Consider the following 2,697-nt stretch of genomic DNA (forward strand, 5'->3'; position numbering starts at 1 on the left):
TGCGATAGCTCCCGCGATCGCTGAACAATTTCATCAGGATCATGAATAAAAACTGGGGTCGTTTTTCCAACCACATCTGCTGCGCTGTAGCCAAGCCAGCGCTCTGCTGCTGCATTGAAGGTAAGAATTGTGCCATCAACCGTGGTTGAAATAATGCTGTAGTTGGCGCTGTCCAGAATTGCCCGCTGAAGGGTCAATGTCTGTTGCAGTATGGCTTCTGCCTGCTTACGCTGATTGATATTGCGAAAGTAAACGGACAACCCTTCTTTCGATGGGTAGGCATCCACTTCAACCCAGTGGTCCAACGGCGCATAGAACGTTTCAAATTTAACGCTGACCTGCTCCGACACCGCTCGGTGGTACTCCGTATAGAACGTTAAGTAAACGGCTTCGGGAAACGCCTCCCAAATGACTTGACCCAGTAACTCTTGCCGGTTTTTGTGCAAGAGCATCTCTGCCTGGGAATTCAGGTAAATAAACCGCCAGTCGTGGTCCAGTGCAAAAAAGCCATCGGTAATACTTTCCAAAATGCTGGTGACGCGATCGCCCGCCGCTTCAGCCTCCGCCCGCGCCGCGTGCTCTTGAGCCAGAAGTTGGCTCCGCGCTTGTTCTGCCTCCTGAAGCTCCGTTGTCGTTTGTGCCAGCCGGGCTAAATTACGCCGCAGTTCTAGCTGAGCAATCACTTGGCGGCTCAAGCGCTGCAGCGCTTGAGTTTGCTCTGGAGTCAGTTCCCGAGGCACGCGATCGATCACACAAAGCGTGCCCAACGAGTAGCCATCCGAGGTGACGAGCGGTGCTCCGGCATAGAAGCGAATGTGCGGATCGTTCGTAACCAGAGAATTGGTTGCGAACCGTTCGTCCTGTAAGGTGTTGGGGACAATCAGAAGATCGTTGGGTTGCAGAATTGCATGGGCACAGAATGCTAGACCACGCGGTGTTTCCGGTGCATCTATCCCAATTTTGGATTTGAACCACTGGCGACAGTCATCGATCAGGCTGATAAGGGCGATCGGCGTGCCGCAAAGGTAAGCAGCAAGCTGGGTCAAATCGTCGAATGCCTCTTCGGGAGCAGTATCCAGAATCTCGTACTGCCGGAGCGCATAGAGCCGTGCAGATTCATTGTCGGGCAGTGGAGCTTGCATCATTTCCCCTTCACGGATTGCCTCCTCCAGTTCTATCCTGACTTAACAGTAGGTTGGCGGCTTGATAAAGCGTTTGTAAATCTGCACCATCCTGAGGGTACTGAACAACTCCTGCCCGAAAGGTGGCTCGAAACGGAGTGCCATCTTCCGCGGTGAACTCCAATCGGTTTAAGGTTTTACGCAACTCAGAAAGCCGTTGCGCAGCGTCTTTTTTGGTCAGGGTAGGCATTCCCACAACAAACTCTGCGCCTCCCCAGCGACCCACTACGTCTTCACTGTGGAATACTTGCCGCAGCAATTCTCCAAAGCGGGCCAGCACATCATCGCCCATTGCATGGCTGTACTGTTGGTTTACCTGCTTCAGGTGGTCTAGCTGGATTAGAGCAAAGCAAAACGATCGCTGGCAGTGGCTGCACCACTGAAGAAATTGAGTCAGCGATTGAGTGGACTTCTGCCGATTGGGGACGCCAGTTAAGGCATCGGTTTCTGCAAGACATTTCAGCAGGCGAGATCGCTCCAGCCGATTAAAAATTCGCGTTACCAGTTCTGGACCGACGATCGGCTTTCTTACATAGTCGTCTGCACCCGCCTCAAATACGCGATGCATCGTTTCAGCATCGGAATGAGCCGTCAGAAACAGGACGGGCAAGCTACTCCAGCGCAAGTCATTGCGAACCACTTGGCACAGCTCAATGCCATTAATTTCAGGCATTTCTACATCTAAAACCAACAAATCAGGTCGAGTAGATTCCAGCGTATCCAAGAATCGAAGCGGATTGTCGAGGACGGTGACATGCAGTCCCCAAGGGATCAGCAACCGCTGGAGTGCAGTCAATACCTGCCGATCGTCGTCTACCACCATCACCATTGCCTGTGTAGGCTGGCTGTTTTGCAGCGCTTGGTTGACCGCCTCTAACACCTGAGTTGCGGTTACTGGCTGCTGTAAAACTCCCCGTCCTCCCAGTCGAGCCACTTCCACGCGATCGATCAAGCTGTTCTGCTCGATCAGAACCAGAGTCGGCACTGGTGGCGTATTAGCGCTCAGTTCTGACAGCAGCATCCAATAGTTTTCCAGGGTGTTGGCAGATGTCATATCTAGCAGCACCACATCCGGACGCTTCTGACAAATTTGCGCTCTGGCAGCAACCGGATTTGCGATGCTGCCGGGGCGCAGTCCCCAACGGGGAGCCGCCTCCGCTAATTGATCAGTCAGCGCGCGGTTTGAACTGATGATTACGAACCAAGGACGCTCATCCTCTGGTTCACTTGAGATAATGTCGGGCAGGTGCCGATCGTCCATGCGCTGTAGTTCTTGACGCAGGGCGGTCACGAGTTGGGCTAGGTGCTGCTTCTGTTGGAAGTTCAGCGATCGTCCCGTCTCAAACAGCGGCTCAATTTTTTGCGCCAGACGAGATCCTTCGTCAGATCCAAACATGCCCAATGAGCCAGCTAGCTTATGAGACTCCTGCTCTGCCTGCTGTCGCAGCGCCTCAGTCAACTGATCTTGCAGCAGCAGCGCCACGGCTTGCTCAAGCACGGCAACCCGTCGATCGAC

Annotated in this window: 2 protein-coding genes; both read right to left on the minus strand. The window is 53.5% G+C overall.

Features of this window, described 5'->3' with window-relative positions; genetic code table 11:
* Window positions 1-1,145, minus strand: a 1,145-nt coding sequence (locus tag H6F43_RS22905) for a GAF domain-containing protein (protein ID WP_242025234.1), incomplete at its 3' end; no start/stop codon positions are given.
* A gap of 7 nt (window positions 1,146-1,152) precedes the next feature.
* A partial coding sequence (locus H6F43_RS22910) for a response regulator (protein WP_190340236.1) occupies window positions 1,153-2,697 on the minus strand: 1,545 nt, incomplete at its 5' end.

Source organism: Leptolyngbya sp. FACHB-36 (assembly GCF_014695955.1).
Taxonomy (GTDB): Bacteria; Cyanobacteriota; Cyanobacteriia; order Leptolyngbyales; family Leptolyngbyaceae; genus FACHB-36.